This is a genomic window from Streptococcus pseudopneumoniae IS7493, from assembly GCF_000221985.1.
GTDB lineage: Bacteria > Bacillota > Bacilli > Lactobacillales > Streptococcaceae > Streptococcus > Streptococcus pseudopneumoniae.
The window spans coordinates 87,945-108,015 of the sequence record NC_015875.1 but is presented as its reverse complement, the minus strand read 5'-3'; the positions used below and the strand labels follow the sequence as shown (position 1 = coordinate 108,015).

Genomic DNA, 20,071 nt, shown 5'->3' with positions numbered 1-20,071 from the left:
ACAGTTTAAAAATTATTTAACTCTAAAAACACGAACATTACTCTTTGTTCAAAAATTGATCCAAATAATAACGCAGATAACTTTTCTTCCCCGTAATCATCTGTAGACGGCCTTCCACCCCGTACCGAAGTTTTTCAGCCTGCTCAGAAGTTAGATTAGTCTCCGCTTCAATTTTAAAGAAATTCCCTTTTTCAGTCTTGGTAGCTGTAGCATCTATGCTGGTAATAGTAGAATCTAGGAAAAGTTGATTCTTGGCATCATGAGTCGTAGTATAGCGAACAGAATCACCGACCTTGATTCTTGCTACATCTTTTGAACTTAGATAAGCTGTAAGTTTGGCTTTCCCTTCTTTTTCCAAGGATGGATAGAGTTGGGCTAGTAGGGCACCTTCTGCAACCATGCTAGAATCACTAGTCTCAGGATTAAGGTGAAGCACCCCATCCTCACTCGCCGTAATTTTCCCCTTGTCTAGAAGACTTCCCTGAACCTTCTTGCCTGACTCTGCTTCCAAGATTTTCTGGTCTAGAAGGGTCAATTCCTGACCAACCTTTGCCAAGTGTTGGGATTTGAGAGATTCCAATTGACTGCTTAAACCTGACGCATAGGCTTGCTGGGTACCTGAACCTGCATACTGGACACGGTAAGTAGCAAGACTAGATTCTAACTGAGAAAGCTGCGCTTCAACCTGCGCCACTGCCTGGGCCTTAGCTTGCGGATTTTCCTCACCCTGAGACTTGTAGGACTGGTAGAGAGAGTAGGCTAGATTCTGACTGGCCAAGGAAGCACCTGTTTCAATAGCTGACTTAGCTGTCTGGTAATCGCGAATTTTAGCCTCTGTTTGACTGATGAGGTTGCCGATTTCGGCTTGAGTCTGACTAGCTGCTGCATTCTGGGACGCGATGGTCTCATTTTGTTGCGATGTACTAGCCCTAAGACTGCCTGCTTGGCTGAGGTAGTCGCGAAAGGTGGCTTGGTAGCCAAATTTATCCTCCTCTGGAAAGTGGTTCTCCTCTTCTTGCAGGCTCTTTTGCAAATACTCCAATTGCTTTTTTTGATCCTTGAGCATGTCCAACTGACTGGCATAGGCCTCCGCTTGGACACCCTCTGCCCCTTCTTGGTATTGAACCAACAGTTCTCCCTTTTTTACCAGCTTATTTTCTTCCAAATGATTGACAAGAATGCGATTGTTGCTAGTTGACTGGATATTTGCAAGGATACGACTAGGTTCGACAGTAGCTCTAGTAGACAAACTCATCTCCTTCTCTGCAAATGTTGCAAATCCAAGCAAAAATACGAGCAGAAGGGCCATGGGTACAATCACCCGACTGGAAAAATTATGGTAACGACGATTATAAAACTCCGCACTTTCTAAAAATTCTGGTTTCATCCTCTCCTCTTTCTAGCTATTCACCAAATGGGCGTAAAATCCACCCTGTGCAAGCAAATCAGCATGCTTTCCTTCTTCAACAATCTTGCCTTGATCCAAGACAACCACCTTCTCTGTCCGCTCAGCAATGGTCAAGCGGTGGGCGATGAAAATCAAGGTCTTGTCTAAAGCCATGAGATTATCGACAATTCGCTTCTCTGTCAAAATATCCAAACTGCTAGTCGCCTCATCCAAAATCAAGACCGGCGCATCTGTCAAGAGAGCACGCGCCAGAGCAATTCTCTGACGTTGACCACCTGAAATCCCTGCCCCATCCGAAGTCAATTCTGTCTGGTAATTCAGTGGCATGCGCTCGATATCCTCCCGAATCTCTGCCAATTCGACCGCCCGTAAGATATCCTCTTGAGTCGTCCCTTCCTTGGCTCCAAGGAGAAGATTCTCCAAAATCGTTCCGTTAAAGACATAGGGCTGTTGAGGCAGATAGTTAATATACTGGCGCAGAGCCTTTTTATCAATCTGATTGAGATTGACACCACCCAGACTAATCTCTCCCTGACTTGGGTCGTAAAAATTAACCATCATCTTGGCCAAGGTCGTCTTACCTGACCCTGAAATCCCCACAAAAGCCACCTTAGACCCTTGGGGAACGGTCAAATTGATATCTGACAAGACATCTCGACCATAGCCATACTTGTAGGAAACCTGCTTGAAGGTCATATCTCCCTTCATCAAGCTCAGATCCTCAACTGTTTTCTTCTCCTCAAACTCAGAAGCTACCAGATAAACTTCATTCAGACGGTTATTGGCAACCTGCGCTGTCTGAAGCTTGGTTTGCAGATTGATGATGTTTTCCAAAGGATTGGTAAAGTAAACCAGCAAGGTATTATAGGTAATCAACTGCCCCAAACTCATCTTGCCATCCATAACCAGAACAGCCCCCATCCAGAGAATGCCGACATTGAGTAAGAGATGGGCAACTTTTTTCAGAGCCTTTTGCTGACTCTCTGCCCGACTATAGGTAAAGGATTTCTTCAGATAATCCACAAATTCTTTGTCAATCTTTTGGTAACGCTGACTTTCACTGGTCAAAGACTTGATAGTCTCAATACCGTTGATGTCCTCAATGATAGAAGAAGACAGAACCGCATTGGCTTCCATGGTGTCCCGATTCATCTTTTCAAACGGCTTCATAAAAGCAAAGATAATCACTGTGTAGATAGGCAGCGCCAATAAGGTCATGAAAAAGAGATTGGTATTTTGTGAAAATAAAACAAGGGAAATAATGACAACCGTTGACACATCTAGGAAAATCGAAAGGATGGTCGAAGCCAGCGCATCGATAATACTGTTAGCATCTGTAAAACGAGAAACGATTTCCCCTGTCCGACGTGTCGCAAAAAAGGACATGGGCAAGTGAAAAACATGCTTGATATAGGACAAAATCACATCAATCGACAAGCGTTGCCCCAAAACAAGTAAGAGATACTCCTGAGCGTAAGACAAAATCTGCTGGAGAATATAGACGATAACCAGCCCAATAGAAATAATCCCAAGCGTCGAACGCATCTGATCTGGCACATAGGTATCAATGATAGACTGCAGATAATAAGAACCCACAATGTTAATCAAGGTTACCAAGAGTGTTGCCAAAACGATATTGGCAATCAAGCCACGCTGCTTCACTAATATAGGGATAAAAGAGAGCAGACCATTCTTTTGATCCTTATGAGGCTTGTAGTCTGGACTAGGTGCCATAAAAAGAGTCACTCCTGTCCATTCTTCCGCAAAACGCTCACGTGGCAGTTTGGTCAATTTCACCCCAGGATCTGGATCGGCAATATGAATGCTATCCTTATCCTGCCCAGTCACCACATAGTAGTGGAGCAATTTTCCTTCCTTAAGAACATGGGCAACAAAAGGAAAAGTCAAATCTGGCAAGTCAAAGAGCGTCATATCCGCCTTAATGGCTCGCGTCTCAAAACCAATTTCCTCTGCCACCTTGACCAAGCCCAAAGCCGTCGTCCCATCCATAGTCGTCTTAGCCAATTCTCGCAAGTGAGCCAAAGAATAATAACTACCATAGTAGCCAAAAACCATAGCTAATGAAGCTACACCGCAGTCCATCTGATCCACCTGCGGACGATAGTGACGTTTCCCAAATTTCATCTTCATCTCCTTTTTCCTAATACTCAATGAAAATCAAAGAGCAAACTAGGAAACTAGCCGCAGGCTGCTCAAAACACTGTTTTGAGGTTGTAGATAGGACTGACGAAGTCAGTCACATATATACGGCAAGGCGACGTTGACGTGGTTTGAATTTGATTTTCGAAGAGTATAAACTCATCTGATAACAACTATCTTACCCCAATCCTCAAACAAAAACTGGACTTCCTCCCCAAATGCGCCTATCTCCCTCCCAACTGCACTTTTTGGATAAAGAAAATAGGCAGAACAAACGTTCTACCTAGAAAATATAAGAATTCCAAGTTAATAAAACCGAAATGATTTCGTGTCATTATTAAGTAAAGAAAAGAAATTTTAGTATTTCTAAAAACTATTTATAATAGACACTATAGCATTAAATAAAAATGGTACAGAAAATACTACTGTCAATCTTAAATTTTTAAATCTCGCATAATTTGTTATCCCAATTAGTAATACTGTCAATATGCTGAAATAAGCAAACTTTATATCCGATGGATTAAATAAGTAACAAAGTAAAATGCTAAAACTTAAGGTTATATTTTTAGATAAAAGAATATCTCCAAAGTTCCTCTTATCCTTATCAAAAAATAATGTAATCAGAAAGAGAGAAAATCCATATTCAATAAGAGTTGCTATAAATGTGAAAACAACAGAAATCACTGTCAATATTGTTTCTATTTTAATTGTAAAAAGATTAGATAGTTCAGATAATTTATCAATTTGTTCATCTAAAATTCCCGACTTCATCAGTAAATCAATAAACAAATATAAAAGAAAAAGATAAATAATCAGATTCATTAATTTGTATAAACTATTATTTGTTTGAAATTTCATAAACCCGTCCTTCCTCTATTAAAATCCTTTGAGATTTGCTAATCAATTCTTGATTCAATAAATTATGAGATACATATATAATAGTAGAGCTTTCTTTCATGGAAATTAAACGTTTAGCAATCATATCAATACTTCTTGCATCCACTGTTGATAAGGTCTCATCAATAAAAATATAATCCCAATTTTTAGCAAAAATTAAGGATAAGCCTAATTTGAATTTTGTTCCAGTAGATGCTGTCATATAGTTATCTCCGATTTTATTATCAAAAAAAGTATTAATTTGTTCTTTATCCTCAAATGATAGATGGATTTGAAAAGAATCACACAACAACTGCAAATTTTCTTCTATAGTAAATGGAATAACCCCAAGCTGATTGGTATCAAGGTATAGTACATCTTTGGAGACACAATTCTTTAAACCACTATCAAAAGTCTCTAGCCCAGCTAAAAGTTGTAGAAGGGTGCTCTTTCCTGAACCATTCTCTCCTTCAACTCTGTAAATTCCCTTATCAATCTCTAGTGATATATTTTTCAGTATACATTTATCATAACTTTTAGATTCATTTTCAATTTTCATAATTTAATTCCCTCTATCAACGCTGCTAAAATTAATAAAATATAAGAAATGATATACCATTTTAAATTACTTTTTATATAAATAAGTATATTTTCAATTCCCCTATCCTTCAATAATCGGTATAAAAGATACTGACTCATACCTTGATACCAAATAAAATTCGGTATTTCAATAAGACCATGAGGTAATATTCCTTTTATTGTAGCTACTATTCCAATCATCTGACCAGATATACCCAATTGTATTCCTAAAGATAGCAAATCAAAAAGTTGCAATAAGGGCGAAATCGGAAAACAGAATAGATATAGCAAAAAATTTGTAGAATTTGCCTGTAAAACTGTCAATGTAAATTGTAATTCCAGTTTCGGAGGTATAGTAGCAAAAGTCTCACTTTTTAATATAAAGCTTAAAAGTAAACCTAGTGAAAAACAGACCGTACAAAATAACACATAGTAAATCAGAAAACCACTTTTTCTCATCTAATGCCCCCTACTAAAGTTACAAATAATATCAGAAAACAATATAAAACCAGAAAACTCCATCTCAATAAACTAATTGTACCTTTAATTAAAAATAGAGCTTTCTTATAATAGACATAGGCTATAAAATAATTGAATGGAATCAATAACAAATTCAACAAAATACTTTTTATATCATTACTATAACTTGTCACCGGAATCAAACATAACAACAATGAAAATTGTAAGAAAGAGATTAAATGCGTCAACATCATTAGTTGTGCATTCTTAAAAAAGAAATTCATTTTAGAATGATTAAGAGCAGATAATTGAAGTAAAGCTAGATCTACCCCAATTGAGGATTTATGATTCCCTATTATTGCCTCCATTAATGTGATATATATTGAGGTATAAAGAAACAATATTGGTATTTTTGTACCATCAATTGATAACATCGTCATCATATACCAAAATAGATAGGAAAGAAGAATACTAATCAAAATAAAAGAAAAAGTTAACCCTTTATTTAACCAACAAAAACGAAGCAATATAAATAGACTGCTACGAAATCTTTTTTGGCTCATTCGACTGCTTTTAAAATAGAAATTACTCGCATGATTATCTAATATCCCCATGACTAAAATAAAATAATTGAGTAGTATGACATAAATTACAACTTGTCCTTGTTCTATAGACAATAGTCCTATAGATAAAAATAAGAACAATTTACTTATAATTGAAAACAAACTAGGTAGAATTAAAGAAATAATTTGAATAACTATCAAACAAAGAGTAATGTATAAATAAAAATATCCAATAATATCTAGAAAATACAAAATAAATAAATAAATGAATGATTGTAAAATTTGGAAAGAATAATATTTCTTGACAATGGCAAGAAGATAGAGAAAAATATAGTTTTTCCTTATATAGAAAGTATTTATTTTTTTACTTTGGATAGGCAGTTTCATATTATAACGATTCAAAGTAGCGTAATCTACTACCAAAAAAAGTAAAAATAATTTCCCTTGAAAAGGAAGATAGCTTTTAAAATAGATTGACAAACTTATGATAACAAAAAACAAAAGGGTTATCCCAATAAAATTAAGATAACCTAAAATACTTTCACATTCTTTTTTAGAAAGTATTTTCATCTAGTTCTACCATAGAGCTGCTTGAGCAGCACTCTTCTTTTTCAATATATAAAGAACTGTTGCTGCAATACCCGAACCAATAGAACCTACTCCTGTGATTGCACCTACAATTGAAATTACTGCTGTAACTGTACTATAAGCACTAATCAAATTGACTACAGTAGCAGCAGCTTTTGTCGAAATTCCTAATGTCCCAGCCAACATAGGAAAAGAAACAACACCTAAGCTTAACCAACTAATGACTGCTAACATTGCTGAAACAATGAGAAATTTATTATGAAATTCCATTCTTTTAGATTTCATTTTAGTGTACTCCTTTTGTATATTATGTATGTTTTATTGAGAGTTAATTCGCACATGTTGTATTCCTAACTCTCTTCAAATGTTCGTCTATATTTTATACTACTTTTATTAACATATCTATAATAAATAAATTACTACTACATTTTCCTAGATTATCAAATTACTTTTATATCACTAAGACTCAATAAAAGATAATGTCTATTTAACTTTTATACGATTACTACCTCCTTTTTAGTTTACACTTCCTACATCATAAATAAACATACTCAACCCTCACAATCTCCAAATCACTCTTTTATATCATTGAAAATTGAGTTTCATCCTCTATACTAATGTAGGAAACCTATTAAAACATTCCTTTAATCCAATATAAGAATACTTTATTCCATTAATCTCTACCTGATATTATAGATAGAACCAAACTCTTATACTTAAAGGGACAAATAACGTTCCAACCATAATAAACCTCCTTTCTTTTTGAGAGCGTTTTCTTTATAGGTTTAGTATAACAAAAACATGAAAAAACAACATGACTTAGAAGTCAGGTTGTTGGGAAATCTATTTGTTTTTCTTCTAAGATTCTCTGAACTAATATCTGATCATCTAGCAATTCTGCTAGAGAAATTGCCTTTTCATAGAAACTTTCTGCCTCTAAAATATTCTTGTCTACAAATAAAGCATATTTTGCCTTTAGCAAAAATAGATGAGGTCGGTAAAAAACATGTCTTGTTTTAGCAATAATTTTCTCAAATGTTTGAATATATATCAGACTATCTTCTGTCTGAATTTGGATAAATAGGCTCAGAAGAACTTTTTCCATCTGAGCTAGGCTAGCCTTATCTTCATATTCTGAACATAGCAATACTTTTTGAGCTAACTCCTCAAAATGTTCTTTATCTTCTAATCCCATAGCACAACAAAAGAAATACAATTCAATAATCAACAAATCATTTACAGAAAAATATTTCTTTTTTAATAACTGCTGGAAATATTCTTCCACTAACCCTAAACCGTAGGTCACATCTGAACTACCATAAATATCAAAACGAGCTTGTGTCACATCCACAATTAACTGCTCTTCCTCAGGCAAATTCTCATAATAGTTTTCATATATTTCCTCAAGTATAGCTTCTTTTCGTTCGATTCTTCCCTTATCAGCGTAGGTTTGAGAATGAATCAGCTCATCTTTGAGTTTTAGGAATCCTTTTGGAATCTCTATAACCTTAACATCCACAATATTCTGTAATGATACTCCAAGTTTATCCGCAATCAATAATAATTTAGGAAGTGTTGCTAAAGCTTGCCCATTTTCAATACGTGCTAGCTGACGAATCGTCAACTCTGATTCATCACCACAAATATCTATCTGAGTTTTTCCACAAGATCGCCTAATAGTTTTGATTTTATAACCAATTTCACGTTTCAACTCATCCATAGTAATACTCCTTAAGTTGATTACAAAGATTTCTTTTTCTTCCTAATTCTTTTGTCAATCATGTACAAAACGATAATCGAAAACAGCGGTGGTACAATATAACTCTTTTCACTCATTGTCAGCTGAAATCCCAGAGTTGCTAGTATCTTAAAGATGAAAATATTCATCAAAAATAGAAAAACAAATACTAAAAAATATCTTAAAACCTTCTTCATTTCTTTTCTTCAACTCTCCTAATTTCTATACCTATTTTATCAAATTTTATCAAAAAATACATGTAAAACTCCAAATAAACAGCTCAAATACACTTTTTTGGCAAAAAATAGGCAGAACAAACGTCCTACCTACTAAAAATATGCTATTGAAAGGAAAATGATTTTTTTCTGACACCCTAGGCAAGCTTGGGACAAATAAATCATTGATAGTAACCTTTACGACATCCTATTTAAAGTTACTTCAATTTTTAATGTCCCTGCTATTTCTAAGCCACCTCTGGTATAATCTATTCCTAGTCAGAATAGATAACACCGTTCTAAATTACGATTCATAGTTACTCCTTTTTTTGATTCGTTACTATAAGACACCTATTCCCTATAGAGCGTCTACTACCTCAAATTTATACATTCTTTTTTTCTTTACTTCTATATAAAAGAAGGAAGACCATCATAAATAATGCAATCGTTGGTATATTGAAACTATCAAACCAAGTAAGTAAAGATACTTTATTCATGTCAGCTACTAATCTGATGATGATATAAGACATTGAACTAAGTAATACCATAATTTCAGGCCAAACTTTCAGTATTGATTTAATAAATTTCATATTAAACTCCAATGTGATGCATTCCTAGATTCTAGCCTAGCCATTTTAGCGCAGACTAACAAGTCATTCTTAACTGTTTACTCTACTCGCTTTTTATTGACCTTATATCCTAGATAAAAGAGCCCAAATAAAACAGGGTAAATTTCTGGATAAAATAGGGTATTGATTGGATTTCTCAAAATCAAATACGTTGCGATGTAGATTATGAGCGATACGGTAAAATAACCCTCAGTAAAGCCTAATAAAAATGTTTTCATAGAAAGCTCCTATTTACCTGACAAGAATGGCGGAAAAACGCTACCATTCATATACACAAAATCCTTTTGATTCATGTTCTTCATTTATAGTTTTGATTATTTTTTGACAAATCTTTGCGAAAAATACCAAAATATGCTGAGAAAAGCAAACCAACCAAAGTCCATTGCCAATTAAAGTATACTAACGAACCTGTACGAATCACATGAAGCGCGACATTAAGAATTATTCCCAACAAAGGAAATATAGTGGCTAGTTTAGGTAACAATGTATTGAGATTAAGGTTGCGATTATTCATTATCTAACGCCCACGACGAGCAAAATCTGAACCAAATTTGTAACCAGCATTAAAAATTTGTACAGCAGCATTCAGTACTCCTGCAATCCCAACTGCTTCCGCAAGACCAAAACCACCTTTTGTTCCCACTAATTCATCGTCAGATAATTGATAAAATTGTTCTAAGTTCATATTCGTCATTACTCCTTTGTATTATATTTTATTGCTATGTAAATGATTAAAATGAGTATTGGATAAGTAAATACTTCTGAAATATCCATAAAATTTATACTATACTGTCCAGATAATATTTTATAATCAATTAAAATTTGAACGATAGTAAAAATAATACGTAGCGATAACAATACCCCTAATAATATCACTTCTTTTTTTAAAAACATAGAAATGCCTCTCTGACTACAATCAGATTATGGTCTATTCGCATAATACCCCAAAGCTGCTCCTCCAGCAAAAAGCGCTGCTGCTCCACCTGCTACTGCTGCACCTATCTTCCAGATAGACACTCCGGCGATTACAAGAGGCAATGCTCCCCCATCCACATCCATCAACTCTTCTTCTGTAAGAGCTACAAAGTTCTGTTCCATTTTGTCAAAATTTGTCATCTTTTTTCTCCTCTTGTTCTATTTTTTCTAAATCTTATCTTCTAAAAAATGGGGTTCCAATAAATATACCGCGTAACAATAGACCTGTAATTAGACCCCGTTGATAACTTTCCTTGCTACCACCCACCAGCAAAGCTAAGTCGCTCTCCTTTAATACTTCAATAGTATACTTATCATTCATTTCATTCATCTCTTATCCTCCTAAAAACCAAAACCTCTACGAAATCCAATGTACCAATCTGCAAGGGTCTTCACCCAACTTTCTCCACCTTGAATATCGGTCAATTCTTCCGAAGTTAGCTCAACAAATCCGTAATAATGTTCTTTCATTATTTTATTCCTTTCTTTTTCTTCTCACTTATCTATTCGAAAAGGAAGTCAAAAAAATAAGAATATCAGAAAATTTTCCGACATTCTTATTGATAAATTTGTAAGTCTATTAAAACTATTCTACCTTGTAAAAAAATCCCTCGGTACTACCATTGATAAGTTGGTGTCCAAACCATAAGCGGTCTTGTGTAATATCAGACGAGTCAGTATAGCCATTATCTGAAGAAGAGGTGACAGACATGGTTATAGGGATTCCTGCTGGTAAAAAGGCAATAGCTGCACCAGCACCTCCATCTTTAGAAACAGAACTTGCCTTGAGATAGTGGTCAATTTCCTTAGCATGTTCAATTGAAATCTTGGAATGATCACTTACTAAACCATTTTTGTCGAAAGTAAATTCAATACCTGTACGATTCCTCCAAGTGCCTGCGACACTAGAAAAATCTCCATTTTGAATTGCAGTAATATCCATCCCTTTACTTTCTGACGGAAGGCTTGTTTCTCCATTTATAAGACTTGTGACAGATTTCCAAAAGAAAGATCTTATGTCAAGGGAAGGTGGTTTTGTCCCCAGTCCCTCTTCTGTATCTGATTCAATGACTAGTTCTAACCGTGTTCCATCCTGATTCAACTTGTATAGTTTAAGTTGGATTTGATTAGTAGATACTCGGGTAGATAATTGAAAATAACCATTTTCTAAAGGATTAAAATGTACTCGCTCTCCAATAAAGTCCAGATTGTTTTCTGCATTGGTCAGTCGAATAACTTCACCATTTTTAAGAGTTCGAATATCTAATAAATCGTAATAGTTAGAATCCATTTTTAGGGCAATCAAAAGTTCGTCCGTACCGTCTTGGTCTAAATCATACAAGCTATACTGTAATCCAGAATATTCTTTAGGATAAGTGTTTTTTAAGTTTGCTTTTGAATTGATCTCTGTATGTGAAGTTGACGAACCATCTAATACTTTGGCATATTCTTTAAGAACAGGATTATATAGGGTGTAATCAGGTTTCTTCTCTTCCGATGTAGAAGAAGTTGAACTAGTACTTGAAGCAATTGCTTCAGAACTTGTTGCAGAAGTGTTTTCACTCTGATGTTGGCAAGCCGTTAAAATAGAGATAGCTAATATACTAATACTGAATAGAAATAATTTTTTCATATGTTTAATCTTACAATTTGAAATTGTTTTTATACCCACTCACCGTTGTAATTGACACGGTAGCCATCAGGTGTAGTTGTATTGATTGCGAGTACACCAGAGCTATAGGCATAGTACCATTTGCCAGAAACTGTAAACCAGCCTGTTTTCATAGCACCTGAGCCGTCGAGATAGTACCACGTGCCGTTGTCTTTTACCCAGCCAGTTTGCATCCAACCAGAGTTATCAAAACGATACCAAACACCATTGATTTTTTCCCAGTCATTAGTTGTATAAGTGCCATCTTCGTGTTTATACCACCAGCGACCATTCGAATACATCCAAGTAGATTTAGACTGATGGGTCGTCATGGTTGTATCCGTGTTAGAATAGTTTCCAGATGACGAACTTGTAGAAGTTGACGAGCTAGATGAATTCGAACCTGATTGAGTAGTCGTGTTAATATTTGAATTTCTCGAAGGATTTCCGATAGTCACCTCTTTTCTAACTTTAAAGACACGTTTTCTTGTATCAGTTAAGTGATCATAAGGTGAACCAGCTTCCCCAGACATCTCCAAGATATATGTTCCAGCAGGAAACTGTTTTGAAACAAAAATATCACCTTTAAATTTATTGCTATAAATTAAGGGGAGTAGAAATTGGTCACTAACGTCTTTAGTTAAACCACTAAAAATTACCGCATTATGACTTTGATATACAACTTTTCCACTATCCTTATCAATTAAAGTAATATTTCCTTTGGCGGCTTTATCTCCCCCGTGTTGTAGTGGCTCTGAAATTTTTCCTTCGAAGCTAAGTCCAAAATAATCAATTTCAACCTTTGTAATTGTTGCTTCTATTTGTTTTTCAGTACTCGTATTCGAGATAGTATTTGCTTGATTATTTGATAAGACTTCTAGTTTGGTTACATAAGTGTAAAAAGGACCACCTTTTCCCAGATTTTCTCTGACATCAGCAGTTAACTTATAGCGAGTACCATTTAGCTCAAACTTCATGGTATAGATACCATAGTCTGTTGCTTTAAAGACAATTGTTTTACCGTTGAATGTGGCGATACCATTGGATTCAAAACTTGCAAATTGCTTAGAAAATTCTTGTCTATAAGCTTTGTCTACATAATCAACCGTTATAAATTCACTATTACCTTTAGAAAATGCTCCGAGTTGTGCTTTTCTTTTTTCTACAAGCGTCACATCTGTTGCGACTAAATCTGTATCACGATAACCAATAGCAGGGACTTCAACATAAGCATTGGCTGCTGGAGACCATACTTTGACCATTGGAATGTCTGCAGCATTGACACTTGAAATTGTAGCTCCTGTTGCTACAAGTGATAAAACTGCTGTAGTCGTTAAAACGATTTTTTTCATAATTTTTGTATTCCTTTTCTTTTTATCTATTTTTTATAATCTTATCCTATACCCACTCACCGTTGGCATTGACACGATAACCGTCAGGTGTAGTCGTATTGATTGCTAGTGCACCAGAGCTATAGGCATAGTACCATTTACCAGAAACTGTAAACCAGCCTGTTTTCATAGCGCCTGAACCGTCGAGATAGTACCAAGCCTTACCGTCTTTCAACCAACCTGTCTGCATCCAGCCTGAACTATCGAAGTGATACCAGATATTATCTAATTTTGCCCACTGATTGTAAGGGTAAGACCCATCAAGTTGCATAAACCACCAACGAGAGCCCGATTGTTGCCAAAAACCCATACCCCTACCAATATCTTGCATTTGAAAAAAGAAACCTGGTTTATTAGTCCCGTTAGACTTACCTTGTTTTGTTTTCTTACTGGTATGAGTTCCGATTGCCTTCAAGTCTTTGTCAAAAAGATTCGCCTTAGTCGCAAATGTTTGAATCTGAGAAGAATTTGCTTCTGTATATTGAATGGCCTTTCCATAACCACCAGCTAATTCTTCAGAGCCACCAGATGATGTTCCGAAACTTTGTGCAACGGTAATCCATCCATTTTGAGTGACAGGGTTTTCAAAGGCTGCCAAACCCATATAGGTCAATTCTGAATTGATTAAGGATTCGTAGTGTCCAGTTTGACCAGATACACTTGCCCCACTACGAGATTTGACGTAATCTGCTTTTTCGTCATACCATTGATTAATAGCTGTCATAAATCCATCATAGTTCCAAGCTAAGTTTTCGGCTAGTGAAAAATTCCCTGAAGGCCAGGCACTCCAAATATCTTTATTAGATAAACGTTTATGATGCCTAGTTACAGAAGCTTCTGCTGCCCGAACGAAGGCTGTTTTTTCTAGCGCAGTTGACCATTTGATAGGAATATAGCTAGTAACTAGACCTTCGTCTGCTGCCTCTTTTCGAATGGCATTGATACGGTCTAAGATAGCCTGTTTATCTGGCGTTAAGAAAGTCCCTTCAATCCCAACCAGAGTAGTACCAGAAGAAGTACTAGTAACCTCAGAGTTTAAGATATTGTAGGATTGACCATTGATTGCTTGAGTGGAAACCAGCCTATCATTAGCAGCTACTGATTGTGATGTAACAATTCCTACCCCAAGAAGTGATAGAGCTGAAATCGTTGCAAGTGTGAACTTTTTAGCTTTGGTGTCCATTTCGTGTCCCCCTATTTTTATTTATTGTAAAGTAATCAGTTTGTCCTAAAACCTAGACTTTTTTGGACAAACTTGATAAAATGGAAGTGTAATAATAATCGGTCAAAATGCTTGATTTTAGAACCTTTTTTTCTAACGAAAACGGCTCTAGAATAGAGTGTATTTCCTGTCAAAAAATCCTAGGTTTTTTGACAGGAACTATGAATTTTTTATCCAATTATGAAAGGTGCTTTTTGATACTCCTAAGATGTCTGCACCTTCTCGTAAGGTTATTTCTTTTTTCTTATATTGAGCTATCACATCAGGGAAATTATTCGGGACAACCAATTTTGGTCTACCGAATTTCTTCCCTTTTTTCTGTGCTTCCCGTATTCCTTCCATTTGTCTTTGTTTGATTTGTTCTCTTTCAAACTGTGCCACATAAGATAGGACTTGTAAAACGATATCGGAGATTAGTTTTCCTGTGATATTATCATTGCTATTCTTTGTATTTAATAAGGGGAAATCTAAAACAGTTATATTTACTTTCTTTTTCTTAGTAATTGCTTGCCATTGTTCTAAAATTTCATCATAGTTTCTTCCCAACCTATCAATTGATTTAATAACCAATTCATCATTCTCTTGCAAGGTAGCTAATAATTTTTGATATTCCATTCTGTCAAAATCTTTTCCTGAAACGTAATCAATAAAAATATTTTCTTTTGATAATTTGTTTTCTACTAAGGCTGAAAATTGCCTATCAATATTTTGTTCTCTTGTAGATACTCGAACATAACCGTAACGCATAAAAACTCTCCTTTTTACACTTATTGTAAAATATAAAAAAGGGCAAAATGCCCTCAAGGAGTAGTGTATTCAATTTCTAGCAATTATATATTAGTTCAAACTGGTTCATCAAGCCTTAAAAGTATGTAAAAAATCACAAACTAAGACCTTCTTCATTCCTTTTCTTCAACTTTCCTAATTTCTATACCTATTTTTTATCAAAAATACATGTAAAACTCCAAATGATGCAAATAGACACTTCAACTGCACTTTTTGGATAAAAAATAGGCAGAACAAACGTCCTACCTACTAAAAATATGCTATTGAAAGGAAAATGATTTTTTTCTGACACCCTAGGCAAGCTTGGGACAAATAAATCATTGATAGTAACATTTACGACATCCTATTTAAAGTTACTTCAATTTCTAATGTCCCCGCTATTTATAAGCCACCTCTGGTATGATCTATTCATAGTCAGAATAGATAACACCGTTCTAAATTACGATTCATAGTTACTCCTTTTTTGATTCGCTACTGCAAGATTCCTATTTACCTGATAAGAGGAGAGATGGTCCTCTTTACATGTGCAAGATAATTTTGAATCAGATTCATCATTTATCGTTTTGATTATTTTTTGACAAATTTTTCTGTTTTCTTCTCCGAAGACTTTAAAAATTTTTTTCTAATTAGATCATCCATATAGGGACCAAATATACCAACTACTAAACCAATAATAAAACTTTTAAAATCCATAATTACCACCAACATGTCGCTGCATAGGCCACACCTCCAAATATAGCTCCTCCCGCAGCACCAGTTGCTGCACCTTGCCATGTTCCTGTTTTAATTCCTAGCTGAAGACCTCGTGCTGCTCCTCCTCCAACACCTGCTTTGGCAAAATCTCCCCAATTGCATCCGCCACCTTCAAGGCAAGCAAGTATCTCAGTATCCATAATTTCAAATTGTGACATCGTTTTTGTATTCATAACGAATGCCTCCTTTTTTATTTTAATGCTTGTCTTGTTGCAAACTTGACAAGTTTGGTATAGCAGTGTTTATTAAATTGTTTCATCCAAATCTTGAATTACTGAAATAATCATTCCCTGTATTCCTCTTATTTATCTATTCGAAAACGAATTCAAAAATATAATATATGATATTCATTTTAATAAACTATATTAATAAAATGCATTGTAAACATTTCGCCCAAATGATCTACCAGCATTATAGATACCACCGAAAAATCTTCCCGTACTATCAATCACTTTGTGGACATCGATGTTAATATTACCTCTCCATGACACTCGACCACCCTCTACTGTTGCCAAATCTTTTTCTGTAAGACTTGTAAATTTTTCTTCAATTTTTATCATATTCATTATGTCTGTTCCTCTTTATCTATAATTTTTTATTGAAACAAATAATTGTAAATTGTTTCGCCAAACTTCTGCCCCGCCCAATAAACCGGTCCTAAAAGTAATGTCCCTAAAGCATAAATCCCAACTACTCCAACTATGAAAATGAATACTTTCACAGGAATTGACTGCAAACTGTAAAAATTCTCTACCCTAGTAATCCAACTTTCTATTATGCGTTCCATCAGCGCTCTTCCTTCCCTGTTAACGTCCACGACGCTTAGCATGTGCTCCTGAAGCACCATCTACCGCACCCAATAAAAATGTTCCTGCAATTGCGACTCCTCCAACTACTACCAGACCAAATAGCAAGCCTCCTTCTACATCGGCCAATTCCTCATGACTCATTACATGAAAATTATTTTCCATATTTTTAATTTGTTCCATCTTATTCTCCTTTTTTGATTCTTAACAATTGAAAAAGGTAGTTATTTGTATTTCCTTTTTCATATATTCTGTTCATTGTTGTAGGTAAGCTTCACTCTCTAAATATTATCTTAGAATCCAAATAACGCACGACGTAAAATGAACCCCACCATTAAACCATGTTGGTAACTTGCCTCACTACCACCCACCAGCAAGGCTAAGTCGCTTTCCTTTAATACTTCAATAGTATACTTATCATTCATTTCATTCATCTCTTATCCTCCTAAAAACCAAAACCTCTACGAAATCCAATGTACCAATCTACAAGGGTCTTCGTCCAATTTTCTCCACCTTGAATATCGGTCAATTCTTCCGAAGTTAGCTCAACAAATCCGTAATAATGTTCTTTCATTATTTTATTCCTTTCTTTTTCTTCTCACTTATCTATTCGAAAAAAATTTCAAAAATGTACAACTAAATTAAATTTTATTTAAAAAATAATTTAATGAACCATGAATAGAAAATTGGTAGATACATAAAGCAAACTCCTTTCTTTTTCCTCTTACTTATCTATTCGAAAAAAATTTCGAAAATGTACAACTAAATTAAATTTTATTTGAAAAATAATTTAATATACCATGAATAGAAAATCGGTAGATACATGAAGCAAACTCCTTTTCTTTTCCTCTTACTTATCTATTCGAAAAAGAAGTCAAAAAATAAGAATATCAGAAAATTTTCCGATATTCTTATTGATAAACTCATTCAAATCTAACAGATATTAGACATTAAGATATTTTTTAAGGGTTCTTCTGGCTGTTCGTGATACGGGGAAATGCAAGCCTTCTAACAAGGTCACTTCTGTGGCAGTCATCTCTTCAATAGCCTGTAAACTGACTAACGTATTGCGATTGGCATAGACAAAGTAATCTTTTTCAGCCTTGGCAGCGATATCCTTGAGACTGCCATAAATGGTCTTGATAGAATGATTGGCATAATAGACCTTGATACGATGGGATTCCACTGAAGTTTCAAAGGCTAAAATTTCATGGTAGGGCAGAGTGAAGCCCCGTCTTCCCTCAAAACTATAGGTAAAGAGACGCATATTTTCCCTCTTATCTACTGCCAGTACATAGTCCAGACAGCGCTCCAGCTGATGACAGTAGTCCGCCTCTGGCTGATCCTTGGAAATAAAATCCAAGGCAGACAAGTGGTAGCGAAAAGCTAGAGGTAAGGCCTCCGAGTGCGTGGACACAAAGACAATGCTTGTAAAAGGATCCCGCTCCCGAACCTGTTGAGCAACCTGAAAGCCCCGTTCACGCTCTCCATCAATCTCTAAATCTAATAAATAGAGCTGGTAATGGTCAAAATACTGAGAATACTTTTCAACATCCCCATAGTTTTTGGCAATATCAATTTCCAATCTTAAATTGCGAGAGCGACCGATATCTAGTAAAGTCTGCTCTATCCGTCCTTGCTGGACTCTATCGTCTTCCAAAACTAAAATTCTCATTCCTCTCCCCCTCGTTTCTCATCCTTAAATGGCAATTCTAAATCTTGTCTAAAAGTCGTCTCTCCTAGCTGGGTATCTAAGTTTAAATCATAATGAAAAACCATGTCCTCCAAGGTTGCCAAGCCCAGTCCACTGTGGTTATCCTTGGTAGAGTAACCCTTTTGACTGAGAATACTGGGATTCAGTTCTTCTTTCTTACGAGTGTTTTCAATGATAAAACGGACACTCCTATCACCTGCCAATAAAGCAACCCGAATCTGCGGATTTTCAGCCTCACTGGCTGCTTCTAAAGCATTTGTCGTGAGGATAGAGAGGATACGGATAGCCTCCAACATAGGCAATGCCAGCTCTTCGACAACCCCCACCGTCTCCAAACTAAAATGAATTCCCTGCTTATCTGCCACAATCATGGCTTTTGCCAAGGTATTGCGAATAGCTATATCATGGATATTGTGAAGATTAAAGGCCGTGTAATCCGCCTTCCTCAGCTTTTCATTAGTCTTTAGAAAGACATCTTGATAAATGGTAGATACCTCAGCCATGTCTTGATTTGCTATGGCAGGCTCCATGCTGGCGACAATTCCCGCAAAATCATGACGGAAACCTCGAACCTCATCATAGAGATGTCCCAACTTATCCACCATTCCTTGCAAGGAACGATTTTCATCTTCCTGTCTCTGAATGGTCTGCTCATCACGATAAACCTGCTCCAAATGCTTGATGTAAAAGAGCCAAGAGAAAAAGAGAATGAAAATCAGGAGAGAAATGGTCGTATCAAAACGAACGTAGAACGAACTATTTCTATTGGTCATAAACGAAGAGAATATCCTAAATCCAGTCAGAGGTAGGATAATGAAAAAACTCTTATAATAGTGGGTTTTGAAAGCATCTGAAAAGAATAAATCCAAATCCAAAGAACAACGTTTCATAATTGTAGAACATAGAAATATTGATAATAAATCAAATACAGATCTATATAAAGTGGAAAACGAATCTACAAAACAACAAGGCTCACCAGATAATACACGAATCCAAATTGTCAAAAATAAATAACGAATACTTTGAAAGAAGAGAAAAAGATACAGAGAAAGAAAAAAAGCTTCCCCTTTTCCCTTGTGCAATACTAGTAAAAAAATACAGTAAAAGAAGAGAATGATTCCTATATGAAATAATTCTCCAAATGTTTGGCGAGCAGATAAACTAATTAAAAATACAAGGACCCAATAACGTTTTTTATAAAATTCTGGGGAAATTTGAGCACCCAAATAAATAGTAGGAACCATGGTTGAAACGACTACCAACAGTATATATAGCACAGAAACTAAGAATTCTAAAATAATCATAAATAAATCTAATCTCTAACGAATACTGTGAATTTAAGCAAAGTGTCTACCCGTACTAAATAACTTATCGCACCATTTTACGGCATCTTCAAAAATCCCTCCACCATTCACTTCCTCCAATACCTCTGGGGTTAACTCTTCAAATTGTTCTAATTCTACAAATGTATTTTTCATTTCCATGACAGACTCCTTTTCATTATTTTATAGATAACTCTATCCCCTGCTCCATCTACAAAAGGCTTTAGTTTCCTTTT

31 protein-coding genes are annotated in these 20,071 nt (G+C 35.4%); all 31 read right to left on the bottom strand.

Annotated elements, in window-relative coordinates:
* Positions 1-37: 37 nt before the first annotated feature.
* The 31 genes from comB to SPPN_RS00560 all read right to left on the bottom strand — a co-directional run bounded on the left by comB (position 38) and on the right by SPPN_RS00560 (position 19,997).
* The gene (gene comB, locus SPPN_RS00710; RefSeq protein WP_000801586.1) at positions 38-1,387 is read right to left on the bottom strand and encodes a competence pheromone export protein ComB; all 1,350 of its coding nucleotides are present in this window, start codon (positions 1,385-1,387) and stop codon (positions 38-40) included.
* Between the two features lie 12 nt (positions 1,388-1,399).
* Complete coding sequence (gene comA, locus SPPN_RS00705) at positions 1,400-3,553, bottom strand: peptide cleavage/export ABC transporter ComA (protein ID WP_000668316.1); 2,154 nt, start codon at positions 3,551-3,553, stop codon at positions 1,400-1,402.
* Positions 3,554-3,934: 381 nt separating this feature from the next.
* Complete coding sequence (locus SPPN_RS00695; RefSeq protein WP_000671988.1) at positions 3,935-4,426, bottom strand: hypothetical protein; 492 nt, start codon at positions 4,424-4,426, stop codon at positions 3,935-3,937.
* On the bottom strand, positions 4,407-5,003 hold the full coding sequence (locus SPPN_RS00690; RefSeq protein ID WP_000687786.1) for an ATP-binding cassette domain-containing protein: 597 nt from the start codon (positions 5,001-5,003) through the stop codon (positions 4,407-4,409). The genes SPPN_RS00695 and SPPN_RS00690 overlap by 20 nt, the downstream gene beginning before the upstream one ends.
* A complete protein-coding gene (locus tag SPPN_RS11525; RefSeq protein ID WP_001232096.1) occupies positions 5,000-5,482 on the bottom strand; it encodes a stage II sporulation protein M in 483 nt (160 codons plus the stop codon). The genes SPPN_RS00690 and SPPN_RS11525 overlap by 4 nt, the downstream gene beginning before the upstream one ends.
* Positions 5,479-6,615, bottom strand: a complete 1,137-nt coding sequence (locus SPPN_RS00680; protein WP_000698830.1) for a hypothetical protein — start codon at positions 6,613-6,615, stop codon at positions 5,479-5,481. The genes SPPN_RS11525 and SPPN_RS00680 overlap by 4 nt, the downstream gene beginning before the upstream one ends.
* A gap of 6 nt (positions 6,616-6,621) precedes the next feature.
* On the bottom strand, positions 6,622-6,918 hold the full coding sequence (locus SPPN_RS00675) for an uberolysin/carnocyclin family circular bacteriocin (RefSeq protein ID WP_000837727.1): 297 nt from the start codon (positions 6,916-6,918) through the stop codon (positions 6,622-6,624).
* Between the two features lie 541 nt (positions 6,919-7,459).
* Positions 7,460-8,353 carry a helix-turn-helix domain-containing protein gene (locus SPPN_RS00670; protein WP_000343887.1) on the bottom strand — a complete coding sequence of 298 codons (894 nt, stop codon included), beginning with the start codon at positions 8,351-8,353 and terminating at the stop codon, positions 7,460-7,462.
* A gap of 20 nt (positions 8,354-8,373) precedes the next feature.
* Positions 8,374-8,568, bottom strand: a complete 195-nt coding sequence (locus SPPN_RS13670) for a hypothetical protein (RefSeq protein WP_000757185.1) — start codon at positions 8,566-8,568, stop codon at positions 8,374-8,376.
* Between the two features lie 401 nt (positions 8,569-8,969).
* Positions 8,970-9,176 (bottom strand): hypothetical protein, encoded by a 207-nt coding sequence (locus SPPN_RS00660; protein ID WP_000668751.1) that lies wholly within the window; start codon positions 9,174-9,176, stop codon positions 8,970-8,972.
* Positions 9,177-9,253: 77 nt separating this feature from the next.
* Complete coding sequence (locus SPPN_RS00655) at positions 9,254-9,433, bottom strand: hypothetical protein (RefSeq protein WP_000846995.1); 180 nt, start codon at positions 9,431-9,433, stop codon at positions 9,254-9,256.
* A gap of 80 nt (positions 9,434-9,513) precedes the next feature.
* Positions 9,514-9,729 (bottom strand): bacteriocin immunity protein, encoded by a 216-nt coding sequence (locus SPPN_RS13665; RefSeq protein WP_079247587.1) that lies wholly within the window; start codon positions 9,727-9,729, stop codon positions 9,514-9,516.
* Positions 9,730-9,732: 3 nt separating this feature from the next.
* Complete coding sequence (locus SPPN_RS00650) at positions 9,733-9,900, bottom strand: class IIb bacteriocin, lactobin A/cerein 7B family (protein WP_001047582.1); 168 nt, start codon at positions 9,898-9,900, stop codon at positions 9,733-9,735.
* 8 nt (positions 9,901-9,908) lie between these two features.
* Complete coding sequence (locus SPPN_RS00645) at positions 9,909-10,109, bottom strand: hypothetical protein (protein WP_000478865.1); 201 nt, start codon at positions 10,107-10,109, stop codon at positions 9,909-9,911.
* A 27-nt stretch (positions 10,110-10,136) separates the two neighbouring features.
* Positions 10,137-10,331 (bottom strand): class IIb bacteriocin, lactobin A/cerein 7B family, encoded by a 195-nt coding sequence (locus tag SPPN_RS00640; protein ID WP_000180815.1) that lies wholly within the window; start codon positions 10,329-10,331, stop codon positions 10,137-10,139.
* A gap of 34 nt (positions 10,332-10,365) precedes the next feature.
* Complete coding sequence (locus SPPN_RS13345) at positions 10,366-10,521, bottom strand: hypothetical protein (protein WP_001004584.1); 156 nt, start codon at positions 10,519-10,521, stop codon at positions 10,366-10,368.
* An 11-nt stretch (positions 10,522-10,532) separates the two neighbouring features.
* Positions 10,533-10,661: a smi_0059.1 family bacteriocin-like peptide gene (locus tag SPPN_RS00630; protein ID WP_000658224.1), complete on the bottom strand. Its 129-nt coding sequence runs from the start codon at positions 10,659-10,661 to the stop codon at positions 10,533-10,535.
* 115 nt (positions 10,662-10,776) lie between these two features.
* Positions 10,777-11,823, bottom strand: coding sequence for a DUF6287 domain-containing protein (locus SPPN_RS00625; RefSeq protein ID WP_000732624.1), 1,047 nt, complete (start codon positions 11,821-11,823; stop codon positions 10,777-10,779).
* Between the two features lie 29 nt (positions 11,824-11,852).
* On the bottom strand, positions 11,853-12,689 hold the full coding sequence (locus SPPN_RS14375) for an N-acetylmuramoyl-L-alanine amidase family protein (protein WP_233053351.1): 837 nt from the start codon (positions 12,687-12,689) through the stop codon (positions 11,853-11,855).
* Between the two features lie 550 nt (positions 12,690-13,239).
* Positions 13,240-14,415, bottom strand: coding sequence for an N-acetylmuramoyl-L-alanine amidase family protein (locus tag SPPN_RS00615; RefSeq protein ID WP_000379811.1), 1,176 nt, complete (start codon positions 14,413-14,415; stop codon positions 13,240-13,242).
* 198 nt (positions 14,416-14,613) lie between these two features.
* Positions 14,614-15,201 carry a recombinase family protein gene (locus SPPN_RS00610; RefSeq protein WP_001268845.1) on the bottom strand — a complete coding sequence of 196 codons (588 nt, stop codon included), beginning with the start codon at positions 15,199-15,201 and terminating at the stop codon, positions 14,614-14,616.
* 606 nt (positions 15,202-15,807) lie between these two features.
* Positions 15,808-15,933, bottom strand: a complete 126-nt coding sequence (locus SPPN_RS14265) for a PncF family bacteriocin immunity protein (protein WP_007284823.1) — start codon at positions 15,931-15,933, stop codon at positions 15,808-15,810.
* 2 nt (positions 15,934-15,935) lie between these two features.
* On the bottom strand, positions 15,936-16,166 hold the full coding sequence (gene blpU, locus SPPN_RS00600) for a bacteriocin-like peptide BlpU (protein WP_001093485.1): 231 nt from the start codon (positions 16,164-16,166) through the stop codon (positions 15,936-15,938).
* 192 nt (positions 16,167-16,358) lie between these two features.
* A complete protein-coding gene (locus tag SPPN_RS00595) occupies positions 16,359-16,559 on the bottom strand; it encodes an SPPN_00645 family bacteriocin-like peptide (RefSeq protein ID WP_001055966.1) in 201 nt (66 codons plus the stop codon).
* A gap of 29 nt (positions 16,560-16,588) precedes the next feature.
* Positions 16,589-16,780, bottom strand: coding sequence for a hypothetical protein (locus SPPN_RS00590; protein ID WP_000439598.1), 192 nt, complete (start codon positions 16,778-16,780; stop codon positions 16,589-16,591).
* 19 nt (positions 16,781-16,799) lie between these two features.
* Positions 16,800-16,982: a class IIb bacteriocin, lactobin A/cerein 7B family gene (locus SPPN_RS00585; RefSeq protein WP_000435077.1), complete on the bottom strand. Its 183-nt coding sequence runs from the start codon at positions 16,980-16,982 to the stop codon at positions 16,800-16,802.
* A 110-nt stretch (positions 16,983-17,092) separates the two neighbouring features.
* A complete protein-coding gene (locus SPPN_RS13340) occupies positions 17,093-17,233 on the bottom strand; it encodes a hypothetical protein (protein WP_001004581.1) in 141 nt (46 codons plus the stop codon).
* 11 nt (positions 17,234-17,244) lie between these two features.
* The gene (locus SPPN_RS00575; protein WP_000658221.1) at positions 17,245-17,373 is read right to left on the bottom strand and encodes a smi_0059.1 family bacteriocin-like peptide; all 129 of its coding nucleotides are present in this window, start codon (positions 17,371-17,373) and stop codon (positions 17,245-17,247) included.
* A 369-nt stretch (positions 17,374-17,742) separates the two neighbouring features.
* A complete protein-coding gene (locus tag SPPN_RS00570; RefSeq protein WP_001221866.1) occupies positions 17,743-18,474 on the bottom strand; it encodes a response regulator transcription factor in 732 nt (243 codons plus the stop codon).
* On the bottom strand, positions 18,471-19,286 hold the full coding sequence (locus SPPN_RS13660; RefSeq protein WP_007285090.1) for a GHKL domain-containing protein: 816 nt from the start codon (positions 19,284-19,286) through the stop codon (positions 18,471-18,473). Before SPPN_RS13660 ends, SPPN_RS00570 begins: the two co-directional genes overlap by 4 nt.
* Before the next feature lie 564 nt (positions 19,287-19,850).
* On the bottom strand, positions 19,851-19,997 hold the full coding sequence (locus tag SPPN_RS00560) for a smi_0057.1 family bacteriocin-like peptide (RefSeq protein WP_000425301.1): 147 nt from the start codon (positions 19,995-19,997) through the stop codon (positions 19,851-19,853).
* Positions 19,998-20,071 lie beyond the last annotated feature (74 nt).